This is a genomic window from Pseudomonas sp. PA-4-8C (genome assembly GCF_021606625.1).
Classification (GTDB): domain Bacteria; phylum Pseudomonadota; class Gammaproteobacteria; order Pseudomonadales; family Pseudomonadaceae; genus Aquipseudomonas; species Aquipseudomonas lactis.
Window position 1 is genome coordinate 1 of record NZ_WKCD01000568.1, and the last position, 914, is coordinate 914.

The 914-nt window shown below is 60.5% G+C and carries 1 protein-coding gene; it reads right to left on the reverse strand.

What is annotated here, in order from left to right; genetic code table 11:
- Window positions 1–8: 8 nt before the first annotated feature.
- The gene (gene motD / locus GIW04_RS31010; protein ID WP_034136106.1) at window positions 9–896 is read right to left on the reverse strand and encodes a flagellar motor protein MotD; all 888 of its coding nucleotides are present in this window, start codon (window positions 894–896) and stop codon (window positions 9–11) included.
- Between the last annotated feature and the right edge of the window lie 18 nt (window positions 897–914).

The window sequence follows — 914 nt, forward strand, 5'->3', positions numbered from 1 at the left end:
GCATACGGTTATTGAGCCGGCGACGGAGAATTGACGTTACTCGGTCGGACCGGCGGCTTGACAACGGGCGGTGCAGTTTGTGTGCCAGCACGCTTCAACGCCGCATCCGGGGTGGCATTGGCGGTGCCGGTTCCGGTCAGGCTGCGACGCACATCCAGGTTGCGCGAGACCACCAGCACCACCCGGCGGTTACGGGCGCGGCCTTCGACCGTGGCGTTATTGGCCACCGGCTGGAATTCACCATAGCCCACCGACGCCAGGCGCTGGGGGTTCACGCCCTGCATGGCCAACATGCGCACGATGCTCGACGCACGGGCCGAGGACAGTTCCCAGTTGGTCGGATACTGCGCAGTGCTGATAGGGAAATTGTCGGTGAAGCCTTCCACGTGGATCGGGTTTTCAAACGGTTTGAGGATTGCCGCGACCTTGTCGATGATGGTGAATGCCTGGTCACTGGGCAACGCATCGGCACTGGCGAACAACAGGCTGGAGTTCAATTCGATCTCCACCCACAGCTCATTGCCGCGCACGGTCATCTGGTTGGAACTGATCAAGTCGCCAAAGGCAGCACTGATATCGTCGGCGATGCTTTTGAGCGGGTCGCTGGTGCCTTGGATGCCGGCGGCGGTTTCATCACTGTCATTGACCAGAGGCTTGGCCGGGGTCACGGTCTTGGGCCGCTCTTCGCCGATGGGGATCGGCTTGAGCGCCCGCTCGGAATCGTTGAATACACCCACCAGCGCCTGGGAAATGATCTTGTACTTGCCTTCGTTGATCGACGAGATCGAGTACATCACCACAAAAAACGCGAACAGCAAGGTGATGAAGTCCGCGTAGGACACCAACCAGCGTTCGTGGTTGACGTGTTCTTCAGGCTCGCGACGGCGACGGCTCACAGACACTCCCCCCCACAC